The 20,538-nt window shown below is 65.4% G+C and carries 21 protein-coding genes; 11 read left to right on the plus strand and 10 right to left on the minus strand.

What is annotated here, in order from left to right:
* Positions 1–8 precede the first annotated feature (8 nt).
* The 6 genes from U8L64_RS16720 (at position 9) to lnt (ending at position 5,996) form a co-directional block, all read left to right on the plus strand.
* Positions 9–548, plus strand: a complete 540-nt coding sequence (locus tag U8L64_RS16720) for a tetratricopeptide repeat protein (protein WP_008569664.1) — start codon at positions 9–11, stop codon at positions 546–548.
* 93 nt (positions 549–641) lie between these two features.
* The gene (gene miaB / locus U8L64_RS16725; protein ID WP_043297708.1) at positions 642–1,955 is read left to right on the plus strand and encodes a tRNA (N6-isopentenyl adenosine(37)-C2)-methylthiotransferase MiaB; all 1,314 of its coding nucleotides are present in this window, start codon (positions 642–644) and stop codon (positions 1,953–1,955) included.
* 131 nt (positions 1,956–2,086) lie between these two features.
* A complete protein-coding gene (locus U8L64_RS16730; RefSeq protein ID WP_054094530.1) occupies positions 2,087–3,076 on the plus strand; it encodes a PhoH family protein in 990 nt (329 codons plus the stop codon).
* Positions 3,073–3,555: an rRNA maturation RNase YbeY gene (gene ybeY, locus U8L64_RS16735; RefSeq protein ID WP_054094529.1), complete on the plus strand. Its 483-nt coding sequence runs from the start codon at positions 3,073–3,075 to the stop codon at positions 3,553–3,555. The genes U8L64_RS16730 and ybeY overlap by 4 nt, the downstream gene beginning before the upstream one ends.
* A 10-nt stretch (positions 3,556–3,565) precedes the next feature.
* Positions 3,566–4,405 (plus strand): HlyC/CorC family transporter, encoded by an 840-nt coding sequence (locus U8L64_RS16740; RefSeq protein ID WP_043297711.1) that lies wholly within the window; start codon positions 3,566–3,568, stop codon positions 4,403–4,405.
* A gap of 79 nt (positions 4,406–4,484) precedes the next feature.
* Positions 4,485–5,996, plus strand: coding sequence for an apolipoprotein N-acyltransferase (gene lnt, locus U8L64_RS16745; RefSeq protein WP_333398318.1), 1,512 nt, complete (start codon positions 4,485–4,487; stop codon positions 5,994–5,996).
* Positions 5,997–6,107: 111 nt separating this feature from the next.
* Here the strand turns inward: lnt and U8L64_RS16750 are convergent, their stop codons facing one another.
* Together U8L64_RS16750 and U8L64_RS16755 are read right to left on the minus strand one after the other, a co-directional pair.
* On the minus strand, positions 6,108–6,881 hold the full coding sequence (locus U8L64_RS16750) for a YdcF family protein (protein ID WP_333398319.1): 774 nt from the start codon (positions 6,879–6,881) through the stop codon (positions 6,108–6,110).
* Between the two features lie 64 nt (positions 6,882–6,945).
* On the minus strand, positions 6,946–7,395 hold the full coding sequence (locus tag U8L64_RS16755) for a hypothetical protein (RefSeq protein WP_175415052.1): 450 nt from the start codon (positions 7,393–7,395) through the stop codon (positions 6,946–6,948).
* Positions 7,396–7,649: 254 nt separating this feature from the next.
* On the opposite strand from U8L64_RS16755, the gene leuS reads away from it, so the two are divergent.
* From leuS to U8L64_RS16780, 5 genes are all read left to right on the plus strand, one after another.
* Positions 7,650–10,256: a leucine--tRNA ligase gene (gene leuS, locus U8L64_RS16760; RefSeq protein ID WP_333398320.1), complete on the plus strand. Its 2,607-nt coding sequence runs from the start codon at positions 7,650–7,652 to the stop codon at positions 10,254–10,256.
* Positions 10,257–10,299: 43 nt separating this feature from the next.
* Positions 10,300–10,905 (plus strand): LPS-assembly lipoprotein LptE, encoded by a 606-nt coding sequence (locus U8L64_RS16765; protein ID WP_333398321.1) that lies wholly within the window; start codon positions 10,300–10,302, stop codon positions 10,903–10,905.
* A gap of 37 nt (positions 10,906–10,942) precedes the next feature.
* Entirely contained in the window at positions 10,943–11,974 is a 1,032-nt protein-coding gene (gene holA, locus U8L64_RS16770; protein WP_333398322.1) for a DNA polymerase III subunit delta, read from the plus strand.
* 82 nt (positions 11,975–12,056) lie between these two features.
* Positions 12,057–12,206 (plus strand): alternative ribosome rescue factor ArfA, encoded by a 150-nt coding sequence (arfA, locus tag U8L64_RS16775; protein WP_008569653.1) that lies wholly within the window; start codon positions 12,057–12,059, stop codon positions 12,204–12,206.
* Between the two features lie 62 nt (positions 12,207–12,268).
* Positions 12,269–13,555: a lytic murein transglycosylase gene (locus U8L64_RS16780; protein WP_054094523.1), complete on the plus strand. Its 1,287-nt coding sequence runs from the start codon at positions 12,269–12,271 to the stop codon at positions 13,553–13,555.
* A gap of 103 nt (positions 13,556–13,658) precedes the next feature.
* On the opposite strand, the gene U8L64_RS16785 is transcribed toward U8L64_RS16780, so the two are convergent.
* From U8L64_RS16785 to rodA, 8 genes are all read right to left on the minus strand, one after another.
* Positions 13,659–14,003, minus strand: a complete 345-nt coding sequence (locus tag U8L64_RS16785) for a hypothetical protein (RefSeq protein ID WP_333398323.1) — start codon at positions 14,001–14,003, stop codon at positions 13,659–13,661.
* A 216-nt stretch (positions 14,004–14,219) separates the two neighbouring features.
* A complete protein-coding gene (gene lipA / locus U8L64_RS16790) occupies positions 14,220–15,194 on the minus strand; it encodes a lipoyl synthase (RefSeq protein WP_043297721.1) in 975 nt (324 codons plus the stop codon).
* On the minus strand, positions 15,191–15,847 hold the full coding sequence (lipB, locus tag U8L64_RS16795; protein WP_043297722.1) for a lipoyl(octanoyl) transferase LipB: 657 nt from the start codon (positions 15,845–15,847) through the stop codon (positions 15,191–15,193). Before lipB ends, lipA begins: the two co-directional genes overlap by 4 nt.
* The gene (locus U8L64_RS16800) at positions 15,847–16,131 is read right to left on the minus strand and encodes a DUF493 domain-containing protein (RefSeq protein WP_008569648.1); all 285 of its coding nucleotides are present in this window, start codon (positions 16,129–16,131) and stop codon (positions 15,847–15,849) included. The genes lipB and U8L64_RS16800 overlap by 1 nt, the downstream gene beginning before the upstream one ends.
* A gap of 64 nt (positions 16,132–16,195) precedes the next feature.
* Positions 16,196–17,365: a D-alanyl-D-alanine carboxypeptidase family protein gene (locus tag U8L64_RS16805; protein ID WP_043297724.1), complete on the minus strand. Its 1,170-nt coding sequence runs from the start codon at positions 17,363–17,365 to the stop codon at positions 16,196–16,198.
* A gap of 53 nt (positions 17,366–17,418) precedes the next feature.
* The gene (locus U8L64_RS16810; RefSeq protein ID WP_043297725.1) at positions 17,419–18,405 is read right to left on the minus strand and encodes a septal ring lytic transglycosylase RlpA family protein; all 987 of its coding nucleotides are present in this window, start codon (positions 18,403–18,405) and stop codon (positions 17,419–17,421) included.
* On the minus strand, positions 18,402–19,370 hold the full coding sequence (gene mltB, locus U8L64_RS16815; RefSeq protein WP_138300494.1) for a lytic murein transglycosylase B: 969 nt from the start codon (positions 19,368–19,370) through the stop codon (positions 18,402–18,404). Before mltB ends, U8L64_RS16810 begins: the two co-directional genes overlap by 4 nt.
* 56 nt (positions 19,371–19,426) lie before the next feature.
* A complete protein-coding gene (rodA, locus tag U8L64_RS16820; protein WP_175415105.1) occupies positions 19,427–20,530 on the minus strand; it encodes a rod shape-determining protein RodA in 1,104 nt (367 codons plus the stop codon).
* Between the last annotated feature and the right edge of the window lie 8 nt (positions 20,531–20,538).

Below are 20,538 nucleotides of genomic sequence, written 5' to 3' on the forward strand. Positions count from 1 at the left end.
CCCGATCCATGACCCGCACCGGCCGCATCCTGTCTTTGGGCTGTCTGCTGCTTTCGCCACTGCTGGCTGACGCCGGTGGCAATTCGCTGCTGATTCCGGCGACGGCGCGCTGTGCGCTGAACACCGTACCCGAAGAGTTGCCGGCAGCCCTGCGCGCGTGTCAGCAGGCGGCCAGCGAGGGCGACCTGCAGGCGGCGTTCGAGCTGGGCGAGTTCTATTACGACGGCCGCCGCGCGCCGCGCGACCTAGCCAAGGCGCTGCACTGGTTCGAGCAGGCCTCCCTGCAGGGGCACGCGACCGCCCAGCATCGGCTCGGCGTGATGTTCTTCCGCGGCGAAGGCGTGCGCGCGAACAACGTGCAAGCCTATGTCGTGCTCAAGATGGCCGCGGTCAACGGCGACGAGGATGCCCTCGACACCGCCGACCGGGTCGCCGAGCAGATGCGCCGCGACGAGCTGGAGATCGCCACCCAGGTGCTCGGCCAGATCTTCCGCGACTATCTGCTGGAGCTGCAGGCCGCCGAAGGCCGCGAGCCGCTGCGCCCCTGACCGGCGGCCGGCTTTCTTGACCGCCATACTTTTATCGCTCTTGCGCTGCGCCTATAATCGCCGGTCATTTTTTGCACAACGCCGGCCCGTAACATGACCCGCAAGCTTTTCATCGAAACCCACGGCTGCCAGATGAACGAGTACGACAGCTCGCGCATGGTCGACCTGCTGGGCGAACACCAGGCCTTGGAAATCACCGAGAATCCGGCCGAAGCCGATGTGATCCTGCTCAACACCTGCTCGATTCGCGAGAAGGCGCAGGAGAAGGTCTTTTCCCAACTGGGCCGCTGGCGCGAGCTGAAGCAAGACAACCCGCAGCTGGTGATCGGCGTCGGCGGCTGCGTGGCCAGCCAGGAAGGCGCAGCGATCCGCGATCGCGCGCCCTACGTCGACGTCGTGTTCGGCCCGCAGACGCTGCATCGCCTGCCGGAAATGATCGACGCCGCGCGCACCACCCAGCAGCCGCAAGTGGACATTTCCTTCCCCGAGATCGAGAAGTTCGACCGCCTGCCCGAGCCACGCGTCGACGGCCCCAGCGCCTTCGTCTCGGTGATGGAAGGCTGCAGCAAATACTGCTCGTTCTGCGTGGTGCCCTACACCCGCGGCGAGGAAGTCAGCCGGCCGATGGCCGATGTGCTCGCCGAGATCATTCACCTGACCGAAAACGGCGTGAAAGAAGTCACCCTGCTCGGGCAGAACGTCAACGGCTACCGCCACGACGGCCACGATTTCGCCGATCTGCTGCATGCGGTGGCGGCGGTCGAGGGCATCGAGCGCATTCGCTACACCACCAGCCACCCGCTGGAATTCTCCGACGCCATCATCCAGGCCCATGCCGACATCCCGCAGCTGGTGCGCTATCTGCACCTGCCGGTGCAGTCCGGCGCCGACCGCGTTCTTGCGGCGATGAAGCGCAACCACACGGCGCTGGAGTACAAATCGCGCATCCGCAAGCTCAAGGCGGCGGTGCCGGGCATTCTGATCAGCTCGGATTTCATCGTCGGCTTCCCCGGCGAGACCGAGAAGGACTTCGAGCAGACCATGAAGCTGATCGAAGAGGTCGGCTTCGACTTCTCCTACTCCTTCGTCTACAGCGCACGCCCGGGCACGCCGGCCGCCGACATGGCCGACGACACCCCGGACGAGGTAAAGAAGCAGCGCCTGGCCAGACTCCAGCACCGCATCAACGAGCTTGGTTTCGAGAACAGCCGGCGGATGGTGGGTACTACCCAGCGCATCCTCGTCAGCGATTACTCGAAGAAGGACCCGGGCATGCTCCAGGGCCGCACCGAGCACAACCGCATCGTCAATTTCCGCTGCGACAATCCGCGGCTGATCGGGCAGTTCGTCGACGTTCACATCGACGACGCCCTGCCCCATTCGTTGCGTGGCACTTTGCTGTCTTGAGTCGCGCGCCGCACGCCCCCATGTGAACGCAGCGGGGGCCGTGCCGCCCACGCAACTGCGCTTTTCGCATCGCGCGCGCAGCGCTATCCTCCATTCATCTATCCGCCGAGTCCGGCCATACCTACAAGCCCTTGAACGCACCCATAGAACCTCATCGCTTCACCCTCGAACCCTTTGAAGCCCGCCGCTTCGCCAATCTCTGCGGCCAGTTCGACGAGCACCTGCGCCTGATCGAACAGCGCCTCGCGCTGGAAATCCGCAACCGCGGCAACCAGTTCGAGCTGGTCGGCCCGACCGACGCGGCCAAGTCCGCCGAGAACCTGTTGCGCCGTCTGTACCGCGAAACCAAGACCACCGAGCTGTCGCCGGACATGGTGCATCTGTACCTGCAGGAATCGGGTCTGGAAGAGCTGGCCAACCCAAGCGCCCATCAAGGCGTGGCCCTGCGCACCAAGAAGGGCATGATCCGCCCGCGCGGCGCCAACCAGCAGCGCTACGTCAAGGCGATCCTCGACAACGACATCAACTTCGGCATCGGCCCGGCCGGTACCGGCAAGACGTACCTGGCGGTGGCCGCTGCGGTGGACGCGCTGGAGCGCGAACAGATTCGCCGTATCCTGCTGGTGCGCCCGGCGGTGGAAGCGGGCGAGAAACTCGGCTTCCTGCCCGGCGATCTCGCGCAGAAGATCGATCCCTACCTGCGCCCGCTGTACGACGCGCTCTACGAGATGCTCGGCTTCGAGAACGTGGCGCGGCTGATCGAGAAACAGGTGATCGAGATCGCTCCGCTGGCCTACATGCGCGGCCGTACGCTGAACAACAGTTTCATCATCCTCGACGAAAGCCAGAACACCACCCAGGAGCAGATGAAGATGTTCCTGACCCGCATCGGCTTCGGCTCCACCGCGGTGATCACCGGCGACATCACCCAGGTCGACCTGCCGCGCGGCACCAAGAGCGGCCTGGCTCACGTGATCGAGGTGCTCAAGGGCGTCAACGGCATCAGCTTCACCCACTTCCAGCCCAAGGACGTGGTACGCCATCCGCTGGTGCAGCGCATCGTCGAGGCCTACGAGTCGTTCGAGGACCGCCAGGCGAGTCGTCCGGGACAAGCCTCATGATCGAGCTGGATCTGCAGCTGGCCAGCAGCGGTACGGTGCCGGCGACCGCGGAACTGCAGCGCTGGTGCGAACTGGCGCTGCGCCAGCGCAGCGGCGCCTCCGAACTGACCATCCGTCTGGTCGACGAGGACGAAGGCCGCGAGCTGAACCGCACTTGGCGGCACAAGGACTACCCGACCAACGTGCTGTCGTTCCCCGCCGACGTGCCGGACGGTTTGCTCGATATCCCGCTGCTCGGCGACCTGGTGATCTGCGTGCCGGTGGTCGAGCGTGAGGCCGCCGAACAAGGCAAGCCGCTGGCCGCGCACTGGGCGCATCTGGTCATCCACGGCTGTCTGCATCTGCTCGGTTACGACCACATCGAGGATGCCGAGGCCGAGGAAATGGAAGCACTGGAGCGTCAACTCCTGGCCGAACTCGGCCATCCCGACCCTTACGCCGAACTTTCGCCCGAGACGGGCACCGACAAGGACTCTTGAGTCGTACACCATGAGCGAAGATCGATCGACCAGCGGGCAGAAGTCCTGGCTGGAAAAACTCACCCAGGCTTTTGTCCATGAGCCGAAGACGCGTCAGGACCTGCTGGATATCCTGCGCGAAGCCCATCAGAACAAGCTGCTCGACAACGAGGCGCTGGCCATCGTCGAAGGCGCCATCCAGGTCGCCGACCTGCAGGTGCGCGACATCATGGTGCCGCGCTCGCAGGTGATCAGCATCCGCGCCGATCAGTCGCCCCGGGAGTTCCTGCCAGCGGTGATTTCGGCCGCGCACTCGCGTTACCCGGTCGTTGGCGAAAGCCTCGATGAAATCATCGGCGTGCTGCTGGCCAAGGATCTGCTGCCGCTGATCCTTCGCGAAGAGCAGCACGGTTTCGACATCAAGGAACTGCTGCGGCCGGCGACCTTCGTCCCGGAATCCAAGCGTCTCAACGTGCTGCTGCGCGAGTTCCGCGCCAATCACAACCACATGGCCATTGTCATCGACGAGTACGGCGGCGTGGCCGGCCTGGTGACCATCGAGGACGTGCTGGAGCAGATCGTCGGCGACATCGAGGACGAGCACGACGTCGAGGAAGACAGCTACATCCGCCCGCTGCCCAGCGGCGACTTCCTGGTCAAGGCGCTGACGCCGATCGACAGCTTCAACGAGTTCTTCGGCAGCGAATTCCCGGACGACGAATTCGACACCGTCGCCGGGCTGGTGATGAGCACCTTCGGCCACCTGCCCAAACGCAACGAGATCACCGAGATCGACGGCTTCCGCATCCGCGTGCTGAACGCCGACAGCCGTCGCGTGCACATGCTGCGAGTCAGCCGACTGAACGCCTGATCGCGGCAGGCCTGCGGTTGGCGAGTGCCGCGGCATTCGCCCGCCGCGCGCCGCCCCCATTGTCCTTTCGAGGTTTCCGATGCTCTGGATCACCCGTCCCGGCTGGCCGGGCAACCTGCTGGCGCTGGCGGCCGGCGCGCTGACCACGCTGGCGCTGGCGCCGTTCGATCTCTGGCCACTGGCGTTGCTGTCGATCGCCCTGCTCTATCTCGGTCTGCGGCGATTGACGCCCAAGGCCGCCGCGGGGCGCGGCTGGTGCTACGGCTTCGGCCTGTTCGCCTCGGGCGTCAGTTGGGTCTACGTCAGTATCCACGACTTCGGTGCCGCCTCGCCGGCGCTGGCCGGGCTGCTGACGCTCGGTTTCGTCGCCGGGCTGGCGCTGTTCTTCGCGCTCCTCGGCTGGCTCTGGGCGCGCGTGCTGCGCCGCGAGCAGGTGCCGCTGACCGATGCCCTGGCCTTCGCCGCGCTATGGCTGGCGCTCGATGCGCTGCGCGGTTGGCTGCTCACTGGCTTTCCCTGGCTGTATGTCGGCTACAGCCAGCTGCACGGGCCGCTGGCCGGGCTGGCACCGCTCGGCGGCGTGTGGCTGCTGAGCTTCGCCATTGCGCTGAGTGCCGCACTGCTGGTGAATCTGCCGCGCCTGCTGGCAGCGCGCACGCAGTTGGTGATCGCCCTGGCGCTGCTGGCCGCACCGTGGTTGGCCGGTTGGTGGCTCGCCGGGCATGCCTGGACGCAGGACAAGGGCGCACCGCTAACCGTCGCCGCGGTACAGGGCAACGTCGCCCAGAGCATGAAGTGGGACCCGAAAAAGCTCGAGATGCAGTTGCTGCTGTATCGCGACATGACCTTCCGCAGCCGCCCGGCCGACCTGATCGTCTGGCCGGAAACCGCCGTACCGATCCTCAAGGAACACGCCGCGGGTTATCTGGACATGATGGCGGGCTTCAGCCAGCAGCGTGACGCCGCGCTCATCACCGGTGTGCCGGTGCGCCAGCCCAACGCCGCAGGCGAGATGCGCTACTACAACGGCCTGACCACGGTTGGCGCAGGCGCTGGCACCTACCTCAAGCAGAAGCTGGTGCCGTTCGGCGAGTACGTGCCGCTGCAGGAGGTGCTGCGCGGGCTGATCGCTTTCTTCGACCTGCCGATGTCCGATTTTGCCCGCGGCGAGCCGGGCCAGCCGCTGCTGCAGGCCAAGGGCCTGCAGATCGCCCCGTACATCTGCTACGAAGTGGTCTATCCGGAGTTCGCCGCCGGCCTCGCGGCGCAGAGCGATCTGCTGCTGACGGTGAGTAACGATGCCTGGTTCGGCCGCTCCATCGGCCCGCTGCAGCATCTGCAAATGGCGCAGATGCGCGCACTGGAAGCCGGACGCTGGATGATCCGCGCCACCAACAACGGCATCACCGTGCTGATCGACCCGCGCGGGCGCATCACCGAGCAGGTGCCGCAGTTCGAGGAAGCGGTGCTCTACGGCGAGGTCACGCCGATGCAGGGGCTAACGCCCTATCTGCGCTGGCGCTCATGGCCGCTGATCGTGGTCTGCACGCTGCTGCTCGGCTTTGCGCTGCTCAGGCGCAAGTTTGCGTGAGGACATTCAGGCTGTAGGGTGGGCTTCAGCCCACCACCATCCTGCGCACGCCCATTACCAGAGGGCTGAACGTGCACACCGCGACCCTACGCCCCAGACAACCTGTACCGCTCAGTCGTTCGCCGAGCGGTACACCAGCGGGTAGACCGCCATCCCGACGATCTCGTTGAGCAGCATGCCGTTCTGCCAGTACGCCTTCACCTCCGGCAGCCAGCCACCCAGCGGCCGGCCGTTGGGCACCCCGACGAAGCCCACCGGCGCGGCGATCACCTCGATGCCGTTCTGCTCGAAGCACCAGCGCGAACGCGGCATGTGCGCCGCGGAAGTCACCAGCACCACCCGCTCGATGCCTTCGGCCTTGAGCATGCGAGCGCTGTAGACAGCATTTTCCCAGGTGGTACGGCTGCGCTCCTCGAGCCAACGGGTCGCCACGCCGAAATCCTCCTGCAGCACCTGGGCCCCGATCGCCGCTTCGCTCGGCGGCTGACCGTAGTGCAGACCGCCGCTGGCGAGAATCGGCAGGCCGGACGCCTTCGCCACCCGCGCCGCATAGCGCAGGCGCTCGAGCGCGATGTAACCCGGCTGATCGCCACCCCAGGCCGGATCGGCCTGTTCACGCCCCGCGCCGAGGATCACGATGGCGCCGGCTCGCGCCGCCAAGTCCGGCCACTGCGCCGCTTCCAGCGCCGGCTCGCGCTCGACCGCGCGCGCCGTCCACTCGACCACGATCGGCAGGCTCATCAGCCAGAGCCCGCCGAAGCCACCGATGAAAAACAGCGCCGCCAGCCGCGGTGCGCGCCGGCGCAGCCACCAGCCCAGCAGCAACAGCAGCAGCAGGCCGCCCGGCGGCAGCATCAGCTGTTTGAAGATATAACGAAGGGGCATGCGGCATCTCCGAGTCGACCGCCGGCAACTCTACGTGGCCGGCGCCCGTGCCGCTATGCCGTGCTCAATGGCGTCGGTAGGAAAACAGCCGCTGACGCGCGCGCAGCAGCTGCGAACCGCACACTGGGCAGATCGCCGGCCCAGGACCATCAGGCCAGTGCACCTCGCTACTGCACAGCGCGCAGCTCATCGACTGCTGCAGCGACAGCGGCACATGCTTGCCATGTCCGCTATGACGTCCACGCGAAACGCTACGCAACGACGGCCGCTGGGCCTGGCGCGTCAGCAGCTCCTGCTCCTCGGCGGCCGCATGCCAGCCCGAGAGCCATTGCGCGTCGCGCTGCAGATATGCACGAATCAACTCGAATTCGGCTGGTGTCAGCCCCCTGACCTCCAGCTCGGTATTCCCGGTTTCCCCTGCCACCGCATTACGCTCCGCCTCTTCCAGGGCCTGTGTCAGGCGTCGCAGCACGCGGCCGTAGAGACTGCTTTCTTCCGAGGGCTCTTTACCCATGATTCACCTCGCCTTCTTCCCGCCCCCAATCCAAGCGTAGACGAGAGTTGAGCGCAGGCGTCGCGGACGACAGACGGCAGTACGCGACTGGCGGCAAATCCGGTTTCCCTAGGCTGCGGGGGGTCATGTATGCTACGGCGCTTCCATGCCCTCCGCCTGCAACCGCCTCGCGGCTGCTGTCCCGCCCCGCTGGACCTGCCAGCCGAGCCTGTGCATTTGCGGAGAGCCAGCCCCCATTCCCAACGCCAGTAGCCATGCACGAACAGTATCAGCCCCGCGAAATCGAAGCCGCCGCGCAGTCTCACTGGGACGCGCAGAAATCCTTTGAAGTGAGTGAGCAGCCCGGCAAGGACACCTTCTATTGCCTGTCGATGTTCCCCTATCCCAGCGGCAAGCTGCACATGGGCCACGTGCGCAACTACACCATCGGCGACGTGATCGCCCGCTACCAGCGCATGCAGGGCAAGAACGTGCTGCAGCCGATGGGCTGGGACGCCTTCGGCATGCCGGCCGAGAACGCCGCGATGAAGAACAACGTCGCGCCGGCCAAGTGGACCTACGAGAACATCGCCTACATGAAGACCCAGCTGAAATCGCTGGGCCTGGCCATCGACTGGTCGCGCGAAGTCACCACCTGCAAGCCGGACTACTACCGCTGGGAGCAGTGGCTGTTCACCCGTCTGTTCGAGAAGGGCGTGATCTACCGCAAGAACGGCACGGTGAACTGGGATCCGGTCGACCAGACCGTACTGGCCAACGAGCAGGTCATCGACGGCCGTGGCTGGCGCTCGGGCGCGCTGATCGAGAAGCGCGAAATCCCGATGTACTACTTCAAGATCACCGCTTACGCCGATGAGCTGCTGAACAGCCTCGACGAGCTGGACGGTTGGCCGGAACAGGTCAAGACCATGCAGCGCAACTGGATCGGCAAGTCGCGCGGCATGGAGATCAGCTTCCCCTACGATGTCGCCAGCATCGGCAGCGAAGGCGCGATGAAGGTCTTCACCACCCGCCCCGACACCCTGATGGGCGCCACCTACGTGGCCGTGGCCGCTGAACATCCGCTGGCCACTCTCGCCGCGCAGAACAACCCCGAACTGCAGGCCTTCATCGACGAATGCAAGCGCGGCGGCGTCGCCGAAGCCGACATCGCCACCCAGGAGAAGAAGGGCCTGGCCACTACCCTGCGTGTGCAGCACCCGCTGACCGGCGAGCTGCTGCCGGTATGGGTCGCCAACTACGTGCTGATGAACTACGGCGAAGGCGCGGTCATGGCCGTGCCGGCGCACGACGAGCGCGACTTCGAGTTCGCCAGCAAGTACGGCCTGCCGATCAAGCCGGTAATCCGCACCCGCGCCGGCGACGAGACGCCAGCCCCCTGGCAGGACGCCTACGGCGAGCATGGCCAGCTGATCAATTCCGGCATCTTCGACGGCCTGGATTTCGAAGGCGCCTTCGACGCCATCGAAGTGGCGCTGCAGAAGAAAGGCCTTGGCCAGGCCCGCACCCAGTTCCGCCTGCGCGACTGGGGCATCAGCCGCCAGCGCTACTGGGGCTGCCCGATCCCGATCATCCATTGCGACAGCTGCGGCGACGTGCCAGTGCCGGAAGACCAGCTGCCGGTGGTGCTGCCCGAAGACGTGGTACCGGACGGTGCCGGCAGCCCGCTGGCGAAGATGCCCGAGTTCTACCAGTGCAACTGCCCGAAGTGCGGCGCCGCGGCCAAGCGCGAAACCGACACCATGGACACCTTCGTCGAGTCGTCCTGGTACTTCGCCCGCTACGCCAGCCCGAACTACGACAAGGGCATGGTCGACCCGCAAGCGGCCAACCACTGGCTGCCGGTGGATCAGTACATCGGCGGCATCGAGCACGCCATCCTGCACCTGTTGTATGCGCGCTTCTTCCACAAGCTGATGCGCGACGAAGGCCTGGTGTCGTCCAACGAGCCGTTCAAAAACCTGCTGACCCAGGGCATGGTGGTCGCCGAGACCTACTACCGCACCCTGGAGAACGGCGGCAAGGACTGGTTCAACCCCGCCGACGTCGAGGTCGAGCGTGACGCCAAGGCCAAGGTCATCGGCGCCAAGCTGAAGACTGACGGCCTGCCGGTGGAAATCGGCGGCACCGAGAAGATGTCCAAGTCGAAGAACAACGGCGTCGACCCACAGGCGATGATCGATGCTTACGGCGCCGACACCTGCCGTCTGTTCATGATGTTCGCCTCGCCGCCGGACATGAGCCTGGAGTGGTCCGACTCCGGCGTCGAGGGCGCCAGCCGCTTCCTGCGCCGCGTCTGGCGCCTGGCCCACGCGCATGTCAGCGCCGGACTGCCGGGCGCGCTGGATGTGGCCGCACTTAACGATGAGCAGAAGGCCGTGCGCCGCGCGATTCATCTGGCGATCAAGCAGGCCAGCACCGATGTCGGCCAGCACCACAAGTTCAACACCGCCATCGCCCAGGTGATGACGCTGATGAACGTACTGGAGAAGGCGTCGACCGTCAGCGAACAGGACCGTGCCCTGCTGCAGGAAGGCCTGGAGGCCGTCGCCCTGCTGCTCGCGCCGATCACCCCGCACATCTGCCACGAACTCTGGCAGCAGCTGGGCAACACCGGCGCGATCATCGATGCGCAGTGGCCCACGGTCGACGAGTCGGCCCTGATACAGGACAGCCTGACCTTGGTGGTGCAGGTCAACGGCAAGCTGCGCGGCCAAATCGAAGTACCGGCCAGCGCCAGCCGCGAAGAGGTGGAGACCGCCGCACGCGATAACGAAAACGTGCTGCGCTTCACCGAAGGCCTGACCATCCGCAAGGTCATCGTGGTGCCGGGCAAGCTGGTCAATATCGTCGCAAACTGATCCGGTCCAGGCGCCTGCGCCTGGCCTGCAATGGGGATACAAGATGAACAAGGGCAATCTGGTAGTGCTGGGCCTGACGCTGCTATTGAGCGCCTGCGGCTTCCAGCTTCGCGGCACCGGCGATGTGGAGTTCGGCCTGAAGGAACTCGACCTGCAGGCACGCAACAGCTACGGCGACACCGTTCGCGAGCTGGAGACGCTGCTCGAGCGCAACGACGTTCGCGTCCATCCGGGCGCCAAGTACAGCCTCAACCTGGCCAACGAGCAGACCCGCCAGCGCACCGCCAGCTATACCAGCTCGGCACGCAGCGCCGAGTACGAGCTCACCAGCACCCTCGACTATCAGTTCCGCGGACCGCAGGATCGCCTGCTGCTGGAGGACCGCGTCGAGGTGCAGAAGGTTTATGTGCACGACAGCAACAACCTGATCGGCTCCAGCCAGGAAGGCGACCAGCTGCGCCAGGAAATGCGCCGCGAGCTGCTGCAGCAACTGGTCATGCGCATCCAGCGCATCACCCCAGACGAACTCGACCGCCTGCAGCAGGAGGCCGAAACCAGAGCACGTGCCGAAGCCGAAGCCCTCGAAGCGGCGCGGCGCGCGCAGGATGCGCGGCCGCAGCAATCGCCCATCGAACTGCCCATCCAGTAATGCCCATGGGGACGGCGACGTCCCCGCGCCTGCCCGCATGAAACTCGCCCCCGCGCAGCTCGCCAAGCATCTGCAAGGCCCGCTGGCCCCGGTCTACGTGGTCAGCGGCGACGAGCACCTGCTCTGCCAGGAAGCCGCCGATGCCATCCGTGCGGCAACTCGGGCCCAGGGTTTCAGCGAGCGTCAGGTATTCCACGCTGAAAGCGGCTTCGATTGGAGCCAGCTGATCGAAGCCGGCGCCAGTCTTTCGCTGTTTGCCGAAAAGCGTCTGCTCGAATTACGCATCGCCAACGGCAAGCCCGGCGACAAGGGGGCTGCAGCACTGCTCGAATACCTTGCCCGCCCGGCCGACGACACCGTATTGCTGATCAGCCTGCCCAAGCTCGACGGCAGCACGCAGAAGACCAAGTGGGCCAAGGCGCTGATCGACGGCAAGGAGGTCCAGTTCCTGCAGATCTGGCCGGTGGAAGCGACGCAGCTGCCGCAATGGATTCGCCAGCGACTGGCGCAGGCCGGCCTATCCGCCGACCAAGACGCCATCGAGCTGATCGCCGCGCGGGTCGAAGGCAATCTGCTGGCTGCCGCGCAGGAGGTCGAGAAGCTCAAGCTGTTGGCCGAAAGTGGCCAGATCAGTGCTGCGACCGTGCAGGCCGCTGTCGCCGACAGCGCCCGCTATGACGTCTTCGGCCTGATCGACGCGGCACTGCACGGCCAGGCTGCCCACGCGTTACACGTGCTCGAAGGTCTGCGCAGTGAAGGCGTGGAGGCGCCGGTGATTCTCTGGGCGCTGGCTCGCGAGTTGCGTTTGCTGGCCAACCTCGCCATGCAGTACAGCCAGGGCACGCCGCTGGAACGCGCCTTCGCGCAGGCCCGCCCGCCTGTGTGGGACAAGCGCCGTCCGCTGCTGAGCAAAGCGCTGCAACGCCACAGCGCAACCGCCTGGAACCAGATGCTGGTGGAGGCGCAGCAGATCGATGCTCAGGTCAAGGGGCAAGCCGAGGGCGATCCCTGGATCGGCCTTTCCCAACTGTGCCTGCGCCTGGCCGGCAAGCGCTTCGGGCTCGCCTGAGCGTTCGCCAGCCCAGCCACTGGACATTTTTTGCACAACGCCTATGATGCGCTCGCCTGCTCCCACGACACGAGGGCATACCATGAGCAAAAGCACGAAGCACACCAACAAGGCCAAGCGCCTGATTGCCCAACCGCTGTTCCGCAGCCGCCAGGAAACGCCGAAGAAAGGCAAAGGCAGCTACCGCCGCGAAGCCTCCCACTGGGAGGCTTCGGTCCTTCTGGCAGGCTGAAAAACCAAGCCCAGCAAAGCGTGTTAAGGTTTGCGACCTACGACACGGTCCGAGAGTTGTGCATGTTTTACCCCTTCGTTCCCGTCCTGCTGTTGCGCACGCTGGTCACCGCAGCCGGCATGAGCCTGATCGTTGCCTGCGCCGCCGAACCACTGGCCCGCGCCGCCTCGGGAACCAGTCCCCGGACGATCGCCGCGTCGGAGGCCAGCGCGGCGAATATCGTCACCACGCCGCTCAGCTTCAGCGAATGGCGCGAGGCCTTTCGCACCGAGGCGCTCGCCGCCGGCATCTCGCCGGAGCTGTTCGATCGCGCATTTGTCGGAGTGACGCCCGACGCCAGCGTTATAGCCGCCGATCGCAGCCAACCCGAATTCACCCGGCCGGTCTGGCAATACCTCGATGGCGCGCTCTCCGACCAACGCGTGCGCAACGGCCAGCGGCTGCTCGCCGAACATGCCGCGACGCTGCAGGGCATTGAGGCGCGCTATGGTGTGGACCGCCAGGCACTGGTCGCGATCTGGGGGCTGGAAAGCAGCTTCGGCCAGATCCAGGGCGACAAATCGGTGATCCGCTCGTTGGCCACCCTGGCGCATGAAGGCCGCCGGCCGCAGTTCGCCAAGAGCCAGCTGATCGCGGCGCTGCAGATCCTGGAGACCGGCGACATCCCGCTCGAACAACTGCGTGGCTCCTGGGCCGGCGCGATGGGCCAGACCCAGTTCATTCCGACCACCTACAACACCCACGCGGTGGATTTCGACGGCGACGGCCGCCGCGACATCTGGAACAGCCCGGCCGATGCTCTGGCCTCGGCCGCGCATTACTTGCAGGCGTCCGGCTGGCAGCAGGGCCAGCCTTGGGGTTTCGAGGTGCGCCTGCCGGAACCGTTCGACTATGCGCTGGCCGACATGGAGCTGCGCAAATCGCTCGCCGAATGGCGCCGCCTGGGCCTGCGCGGCCTGCCGACAGGCTCCGATGAGCGCAGCGCGAGCCTACTGCTGCCAGCCGGCCATCGCGGGCCGGCATTCCTGGTGCTGGATAATTTCCGCGCCATCCTGCGCTACAACAACTCCTCGGCTTATGCGCTGGCCATCGGTCTGCTCGGCGAGCGCTTCCAGGGCAGCGGCCAGATTGCAGCCTCTTGGCCGCGCGGCGAGCAGCCGCTGAGCCGCTCCGAGCGGCTGGAGTTGCAGGAGCGACTGGATCGCCAGGGCTTCAATCCCGGCACCCCGGACGGCATCATCGGCGCCAATACCCGCAAGGCCATCCGTGGCTTCCAGCAACAGCTGGGCTGGCCGGCGGACGGCCATCCCAGTCAGGAGCTGCTGGGGCGCTTGCGCGACCGGCCATAATGTCTGCGGTAGCCTCAAGGCCACCGATCGACTGGCTAACCGGCGAATTCAAGCCACAAAAAAACCCTGCCGGAGCAGGGTTTTTGCGTTTCGGCAATCGGGTTCAGTGCTTGACGGCCACTTCGTAGAGGTAGTCCGGCAGCGGATCGATCACCACCTGGTGGCCGACGTAATGTGCCTGCACTGCTTCGCGCGGCACCACACCGTGCGGCGCGCGTTCATCGCCACCGAGGCGCTGGCGGGCACGGTAATCGATCACACACCCATCGGCTTCGACCCAGAAGTGTGGCGACAGCACCTTGCCGTCCAGCTCGACCTGCCCCAGCATCGCCTGATAGGGGATGTGCTGACGCGCCAGGCGTGTCACCACGAGACGGCTCATGGCGTCGCATTCAACCTTGGCGGCGTCCAGATCATCGAGCAGGTTCTTCAGCTGGGGATAACTCATGTGCGGTGGCCCTCGGCCTTGTGATGTCAGACGCGGGGCACTATAGACCAAAGTCTAATGCGGCGAAATGGCGCAATTTTCTTGCCAAGCGCAACGGGAAACACAAACAGGTTGCCAACGCGACGGGGAAGACTATGCGAAACCGCGTGGAGGACTCGCGCGAGGGCCGTAGACGGGCGAACCGCCCGGCGTTGCGCCGGGACGGCTCGGAGCGCATTAGTCCTTGGCGGCGTGCGCTTGCTGATCGGCATGGTACGACGAGCGCACCAGCGGGCCGGAAGCGATGTTCTTGAAGCCCATCTTCATGCCTTCCTCGGCGAACCAGGCGAAGGTGTCCGGATGGACGAAGCGCTGCACCGGCAGGTGGCTGCGCGACGGTTGCAGGTACTGACCGAGGGTCAGCATGTCGATGTCATGCTCGCGCATGCGCTGCATGACCTCGATGACCTCCTCGTCGGTCTCGCCGAGGCCGAGCATCAGTCCCGACTTGGTCGGCACGCCCGGCACGCGCTGCTTGAACTTCTCCAGCAGATCCAGCGACCACTCGAAATCCGAACCGGGACGGGACGACTTGTACAGCCGCGGCACGGTTTCCAGGTTGTGGTTGAAGACATCCGGCGGCTCGCTGGCAGTGATGTCGAGGGCGATGTCCATACGCCCGCGGTAGTCCGGCACCAGCGTTTCCAGCTGGATGTTCGGCGACAGCTTGCGGATTTCGCGCAGACAGTCGGCAAAATGCTGAGCGCCACCGTCGCGCAGGTCATCGCGATCCACCGAGGTGATCACCACATACTTAAGGCGCATGTCGGCGATGGCCTGGGCCAGGTTCTTCGGCTCGTCGGGGTCCAGGGCGTTGGGCCGGCCGTGGCCGACGTCGCAGAACGGACAGCGCCGCGTGCAGATATCGCCCATGATCATGAACGTCGCGGTGCCGCTGGAGAAGCACTCGCCCAGGTTCGGGCAGGAGGCCTCTTCGCAGACGCTGTGCAGCTTGTGCTTGCGCAGGGTGTTCTTGATCTGGTCCACCTCTGGCGAGACCGGGATGCGCACGCGGATCCAGTCGGGCTTCTTCGGCAGCTCGTCGGTGGGGATGATCTTCACCGGAATGCGCGCGACCTTGTCCGCGCCACGCAGCTTGACCCCGGCCTCAACCTTCGCCGGGCGCTTGCCGGCCGTATCAACAGTACTCATATGTTTTCGATTCCGCCCGCGAGGGTCTTCTGTTGCGCGTATCCGAGGTGCCGGGCCAGTTGCGTGCGCAGTCGACCGACGACTTCGGAGAAGTCCACCGGACCGATCAGATCGCGCAGCTGTGTCATCGCCAGCCCCGCATAACCGCAGGGATTGATGCGCCGGAAAGGTTCCAGGTCCATGTCCACGTTCAGCGCCAGGCCGTGGAAGGAGCGACCGTTGCGAATGCGCAGGCCGAGCGAGGCGATCTTGGCGCCGTCGACATATACACCCGGCGCATCCGGTTTGGCCAGCGCGGCGACGTCGTAGCTGGCGAGGAGATCGACCAGGCTCTGTTCGATATGACTGACCAGCGCGCGTACGCCGATACCGCGCCGACGGACATCGATCAGCAGGTAGCAGACCAGCTGCCCCGGGCCGTGATAGGTCACCTGACCGCCGCGATCGACCTGCACCACCGGGATGTCGCCGGGAAACAGCACGTGCTCGGCCTTACCGGCCTGGCCCTGGGTGAACACCGGGGGATGCTGCAGCAACCAGAGCTCGTCGCCGGTTTGCGGACCGCGCTGATTGGTGAACCGCTGCATGGCCTGCCAGGCCGTCTGGTAGTCGATCAGCCCAAGCTCGCGGATGCCGAGCACCTCGGCATCCATCACAGCACCATGTGGACGCGGCCGGTGGCGCGCAAATCGACGTGGATCGCCTGCAATTGCTCGACGCCGGTGGCGGTGATCAGCACCTGTACGGAGAGAAAGCGCCCGTTGCGGCTGTCACGGGTGACCAGTGTGGTCTCGTCGCAATCCGGCGCATGGCGCTGGATGACTTCGAGCACCAGCTCGCGAAAGCCCTCGCCGGCCTCGCCGATCACCTTGATCGGATAACGCTCGCAGGGAAATTCGATTTTCGGCGCAGTAGGTTCGCTGTGGTTATCGGTCATGGCGACGGACTCGTGATCCGCAGGCACGCCGGCGCGGGATAGGCGCTGACGTGCCGACGCGTTGTCAGTTGAACAGGCTGTAGAAGAACAGGCGAATGCTATCCCAAAGACGGCGGAACAGCCCACCTTCTTCTACCGCTTCCAGCGCGACCAGATCGGCGCTGTGCAGCACTTCCTCGCCGAGCTTGACCTCGACCTTGCCGACTACCTGGCCCTGGCTGATCGGTGCAATCAGCGTGTCGCTGAAGCTCATGCTGGCCTGGAGCTTGTCCAGTTGGCCACGCGGCAGAGTCAGCGTCAGATCCTCGGCGAGGCCGGCCTTGACCTGGCTCTGCTGCCCTTTCCAGACCTGCTGCTGAGCCAGTTCGACACCTTTCTGGTAGAAGGTCCGGGTCTCGAAGAAACGGAAGCCGTAGGTCAGCAACTTTTGCGTTTCGGCAGCGCGCGCCTGCTCGCTGTCAGTGCCGAACACCACCGAAATCAGGCGCATGCCATCGCGCACGGCCGAGGCAACCAGGCAGTAGCCAGCCTCTTCGGTATGGCCGGTCTTCAGGCCGTCGACGGTCTTGTCGCGCCACAGCAGCAGGTTACGGTTGGGCTGCTTGATGTTGTTCCAGAAGAATTCCTTCTGCGCGTAGATGGCGTAGTGCGCCGGGTCTTGGTAGATGATCGCGCGCGCCAGCTTGGCCATGTCATGGGCGGAGGAGTAGTGATCCGGGTCCGGCAGGCCGGTGGCGTTCATGAAGTGGGTGTTGCTCATGCCCAGGCGCTGCGCCGTGGTGTTCATCATGTCGGCGAAGGCTTCTTCGCTGCCGGCGATGTGCTCGGCCATCGCCACGCTCGCATCGTTGCCCGACTGGATGATGATGCCGTGCAGCAGGTCGTCCACCGAGACCTGGGTATTGACCTGAATGAACATGCGCGAACCGCCGGTGCGCCACGCCTTCTCGCTGACGGTCACCATGTCGCTGTCGCTGATCTGCCCTTTCTGGATCTCCAGCGTGGCGATGTAGGCGGTCATCAGCTTGGTCAGGCTGGCGGGCGGCAGGCGCTCGTCGCTGTTGCTTTCAATCAGCACCTTGCCGCTGGCCGCGTCCATCAGCATGTAGGATTTGGCCGCCAGCTGCGGCGGCGACGGGATGGCGGGAGCCGCCCAGGCCACTGGGGTGGCAGTGGTGACGATCGCCAGCAAGGCGAAAACTATGAAGCGAGGCATGCAAGTCTTGATGTTCATCCGTTTCTCGAATTGGTTTCAGGTAAGACAGGGGTTCGCGCTGCGACGGCGGATCAATCGGCCTGCACCCGGCGGGGCTGTCCGAGATTGGCCAGGCGCACGCTTTGCTCCAGCTGCGACGCCTCGTCGGCGCTGCCGATGGGGCCGAGACGGACACGGTGCAGGGTCTGCTGGTTGTGCACCACCGAGCTGATGAACACCGGCGCGGAGACCACGCCGCTCAGCTTGTCCTTGAGCAGTTCGGCGGCGTCCGGGTTGGCGAACGCACCGACCTGGAGGAACAGTCCCGATGACTGCACCGCGTCAGGCGAGCGCTCCAGCTCGACCGGCAGCACCGCGGCTGCATGCTGTTGCGGCGGCGGCGTGTACTGCTCGATGGGTTGCGCCAGGGTGCTGCTGGCGGGCTTGGGCGCGGCTGTCTGAGCCTGCGCCATGACCAGCGGCACTGGCTTGCCCTGTGCGGCCCACCATTGCTGCGGGTCGATTCCCTCGACCTTGACCCGTGCCGTGCCGGTCTCGGCATAGCCGAGCTTCTTCGCCGCGGCGAAGGACAGGTCGATGACCCGATCGGAGTAGAACGGCCCGCGATCGTTGACCCGCAGCGTCACGCTGCGGCCGTTGTCCAGATTGGTGACCTTGACGTAGCTGGGCAGCGGCAGGGTCTTGTGCGCCGCGCTCATGCCATACAGGTCGTACTTTTCACCATTGGCGGTCGGCTGGCCATGAAACTTGGTGCCGTACCAAGAGGCGGTACCGACCGCGGAATAGCGGCGACCGTCGCTCATCGGGAAATAGGTCTTGCCCAGCACTGTATAGGGATTGGCCTTGACCGGCCCGTAGTGCGGCATCGGCGTCGCATCGGGAATCTGCGAGACGTCGACATCCCACCAGGGCGCGCCGTCCTTGCTCGGCCGGGTGAAATCGCCCGGACCACTGATGCCTGGCTTGCGCGCGGGCGCCTGCGTCGTCGGCGACGACGAGCAGCCGGCGAGCAGCACGCCGGCGAGACCGAGCGCCAGTAGCGCTGTGGTACGCGTCATGGTTGTTGCCCTCGCGCCGCTGCCAACGCCTCGGACAGCTGATGCACGGCCATCGCGTACATCACGCTGCGGTTGTAACGGGTGATGACGTAGAAGTTGGGCAGCCCCAGCCAGTATTCCTCGCCGTCGGCACCCTCCAGGCGGAAGGCGGTGACCGCCGTATCGTCGGCGACCGGAGAATTAACGTTCCAGCCCAGCTCGCGCAGCTCGGCCACGCTTTTCACCGGATCGAGACCCGGACTCAGACCCTCGGCGACGCGTTCGCCGTCGACCTCGGCGCGTGCCACCACCGGCTCGCCACTGGTCCAGCCGTGCTGCTTGAAGTAGCTGGCCGCGCTGCCGATGGCATCCACGGGGTTGTTCCAGATGTCGATGCGTCCGTCGTCGTCGAAATCCACCGCATAGGCGCGAAAGCTGCTCGGCATGAACTGCGGCAGGCCCATCGCGCCGGCGTAGGAGCCCTTGAGTGTGAGCGGATCGACCTGCTCCTCACGCGCAAGCAGGAGGAACTCCTTGAGCTGCTGGCGGAAGAACGGCTGGCGCGGCGGATAATCGAAGCCCAGCGTCGACAGCGCGTCGATGACCCGGTAATTGCCGGTATTGCGGCCGTAGAAGGTTTCCACGCCGATGATCGCCACGATCACCTCGGCCGGTACGCCGTAGACCTGCTCGGCGCGGGCCAGCGCCTCCTCGTTCTGCCGCCAGAAGTCCACGCCCTGGGCGATCCGCGAGTCGGTGATGAAGATCGGCCGGTACTCCTTCCATGGCTTGACCCGCTCGGCCGGACGCGAGATGGCATCGAGGATCGCCTGCTTGCGCTCGGCCTGGGCGAACAGGTCGAGCAGCTGCTCGCTGGCGAAACCGTAATCGCGGGTCATCTCGGCGACGAACTCGTCCACGTTCGGCCCCTGGTAATCGGCGGCGAGGGCTGTCTGCCCGCCCGCAGCCCCAAGGATTCCTGCCATGCAGAGGATTCGCGCCGTCCAGCCACGCCGTAATGAAATCAAGAAATACACTCTCGTCAAACCTGGGCGATCCACTTGCGATGGGTGTGGATCGACATCAAAACCCCGAACCCTGACAGCAGGGTCACCAGTGAAGTTCCGCCGTAGCTAATGAAGGGTAACGGCACGCCCACCACCGGCAGCAACCCGCTGACCATACCGATATTGACGAAGACGTAAACGAAAAAGGTCATCGTCAGCGCACCAGCCAGCAGTTTGCCGAACAACGTCTGCGCCTGCACGGTGATCACCAGACCGCGGGTAATCAGCAGCAAATACACCAGCAGCAGCAAGCAGACGCCGACCATGCCGAACTCCTCGGCGAGGACCGCAATGATAAAGTCCGTGTGGCTTTCCGGCAAAAAATCCAGGTGCGACTGCGTGCCCAGCAGCCAGCCTTTGCCGAACACACCGCCCGAGCCGATGGCGGCCTTGGACTGGATGATGTTCCAGCCGGTACCCAGCGGATCGCTCTCCGGGTCGAGGAAAGTCAGCACCCGCTGCTTCTGGTAATCGTGCAGCACGAAGTACCACATCGCCACGGCAATCGGCACCACGGCCGCGGCCGCGCCCATGATCCAGCTCCAGCGCAGGCCGGCGACGAACAGCACGAAGGCGCCGGAGGCGAGGATCAGCAGCGCGGTGCCGAGGTCCGGCTGCTTCACGATCAGCACGAACGGCACCACGATCAGCGCCAGACTCACCAGGGTGTGCTTGAAGCGCGGCGGCAGCGGGCGTGCCGCCAGGTACCAGGCGATGGTCATCGGCATGATGATCTTCATGAATTCCGAAGGCTGGAAGCGGATCACCCCGGGGATGTTGATCCAGCGCGTAGCGCCCATCGCGGTGTGCCCCATGAACTCCACCGCCAGCAGCAACCCCACCACCGCGAGATAGCCCAGCGGCACCCAGCGCGCCATGAAGCGCGGCTCCAGCTGGGCGATGACCAGCATGGCGCCGAGCCCCAGGCCAAAGGATGACGCCTGCTTGAGCAGCAGATCCCAGTTCTTGCCGCTGGCCGAATAGAGGATGAACAGACTGCCGGCGGCCAGCAGCAGCAACAGCAACAGCAGCTGCGCATCGATGTGCAACCGCTGCAGCAGGCTGGCGCGGCGGCGCATGACGTCTT

The organism is Pseudomonas sp. FIP_A4, assembly GCF_036701605.1.
Classification (GTDB): Bacteria; Pseudomonadota; Gammaproteobacteria; order Pseudomonadales; family Pseudomonadaceae; genus Stutzerimonas; species Stutzerimonas phenolilytica.

What these genes read in the sequence shown, in the direction of transcription:
- U8L64_RS16755 (WP_175415052.1), bottom strand. Translation starts at nt 7,395, where the DNA reads ATGGGTAAAGAGCCCTCGGAAGAAAGCAGTCTCTACGGCCGCGTGCTG.
- U8L64_RS16740 (WP_043297711.1), top strand. Translation starts at nt 3,566, where the DNA reads ATGAGCGAAGATCGATCGACCAGCGGGCAGAAGTCCTGGCTGGAAAAA.
- arfA (WP_008569653.1), top strand. Translation starts at nt 12,057, where the DNA reads ATGAGCAAAAGCACGAAGCACACCAACAAGGCCAAGCGCCTGATTGCC.
- mltB (WP_138300494.1), bottom strand. Translation starts at nt 19,370, where the DNA reads ATGGCAGGAATCCTTGGGGCTGCGGGCGGGCAGACAGCCCTCGCCGCC.
- miaB (WP_043297708.1), top strand. Translation starts at nt 642, where the DNA reads ATGACCCGCAAGCTTTTCATCGAAACCCACGGCTGCCAGATGAACGAG.
- U8L64_RS16800 (WP_008569648.1), bottom strand. Translation starts at nt 16,131, where the DNA reads ATGACCGATAACCACAGCGAACCTACTGCGCCGAAAATCGAATTTCCC.
- lipB (WP_043297722.1), bottom strand. Translation starts at nt 15,847, where the DNA reads ATGGATGCCGAGGTGCTCGGCATCCGCGAGCTTGGGCTGATCGACTAC.
- U8L64_RS16765 (WP_333398321.1), top strand. Translation starts at nt 10,300, where the DNA reads ATGAACAAGGGCAATCTGGTAGTGCTGGGCCTGACGCTGCTATTGAGC.
- ybeY (WP_054094529.1), top strand. Translation starts at nt 3,073, where the DNA reads ATGATCGAGCTGGATCTGCAGCTGGCCAGCAGCGGTACGGTGCCGGCG.
- U8L64_RS16720 (WP_008569664.1), top strand. Translation starts at nt 9, where the DNA reads ATGACCCGCACCGGCCGCATCCTGTCTTTGGGCTGTCTGCTGCTTTCG.
- rodA (WP_175415105.1), bottom strand. Translation starts at nt 20,530, where the DNA reads ATGCGCCGCCGCGCCAGCCTGCTGCAGCGGTTGCACATCGATGCGCAG.
- lnt (WP_333398318.1), top strand. Translation starts at nt 4,485, where the DNA reads ATGCTCTGGATCACCCGTCCCGGCTGGCCGGGCAACCTGCTGGCGCTG.
- lipA (WP_043297721.1), bottom strand. Translation starts at nt 15,194, where the DNA reads ATGAGTACTGTTGATACGGCCGGCAAGCGCCCGGCGAAGGTTGAGGCC.
- U8L64_RS16780 (WP_054094523.1), top strand. Translation starts at nt 12,269, where the DNA reads ATGTTTTACCCCTTCGTTCCCGTCCTGCTGTTGCGCACGCTGGTCACC.
- leuS (WP_333398320.1), top strand. Translation starts at nt 7,650, where the DNA reads ATGCACGAACAGTATCAGCCCCGCGAAATCGAAGCCGCCGCGCAGTCT.
- U8L64_RS16750 (WP_333398319.1), bottom strand. Translation starts at nt 6,881, where the DNA reads ATGCCCCTTCGTTATATCTTCAAACAGCTGATGCTGCCGCCGGGCGGC.
- U8L64_RS16785 (WP_333398323.1), bottom strand. Translation starts at nt 14,003, where the DNA reads ATGAGTTATCCCCAGCTGAAGAACCTGCTCGATGATCTGGACGCCGCC.
- holA (WP_333398322.1), top strand. Translation starts at nt 10,943, where the DNA reads ATGAAACTCGCCCCCGCGCAGCTCGCCAAGCATCTGCAAGGCCCGCTG.
- U8L64_RS16810 (WP_043297725.1), bottom strand. Translation starts at nt 18,405, where the DNA reads ATGACGCGTACCACAGCGCTACTGGCGCTCGGTCTCGCCGGCGTGCTG.
- U8L64_RS16805 (WP_043297724.1), bottom strand. Translation starts at nt 17,365, where the DNA reads ATGAACATCAAGACTTGCATGCCTCGCTTCATAGTTTTCGCCTTGCTG.